This window comes from Mycobacterium sp. KBS0706 (genome assembly GCF_005938675.2).
In the GTDB taxonomy this organism is placed as follows: domain Bacteria; phylum Pseudomonadota; class Alphaproteobacteria; order DSM-16000; family Inquilinaceae; genus Inquilinus.
On sequence record NZ_VCCH02000362.1, the window covers coordinates 1 to 435 of the forward strand.

Annotated in this window: 1 protein-coding gene; it reads left to right on the forward strand. The window is 71.0% G+C overall.

Translation table 11 applies throughout. From position 1 onward, the window contains the following. Nucleotides 1–63: 63 nt before the first annotated feature. On the forward strand, nt 64–435 hold a 372-nt coding region (locus FFK22_RS45020; protein WP_143957050.1), incomplete at its 3' end, for an NAD(P) transhydrogenase subunit alpha.

Below are 435 nucleotides of genomic sequence, written 5' to 3' on the forward strand. Positions count from 1 at the left end.
GGGCCGGGTGGTGCATCCGAACTTCGGCGGCAAAGCCGAGCAGGCGGCGTAGGAGAGCGGACGATGGCGACAGAGGAACTCGCGCAGGGCGCACAGGGTCTGGCCGAGGCGGCGCGGGGCCTGGCCAACCAGGCCCAGGCGCTGGCCGCACAGGCGCAGGCGGCAACCGCGGTGCCGGCGGGAGAGCACGGCTTCTTCCTGACCGGTCTGACGGTGTTCGTGCTGGCCTGCTTCGTCGGCTATTACGTGGTGTGGCGGGTGACGCCGGCCCTGCACTCGCCCTTGATGAGCGTGACCAACGCGATCTCCTCGGTGATCGTGGTCGGCGCCTTGATCGCGGCGGGTCCGGCGGTGATCGGGGCATCGAGCGTGCTGGGCGCGCTGGCGGTGCTGCTGGCGTCGGTCAACATCTTCGGCGGCTTCCTGGTCACGCGG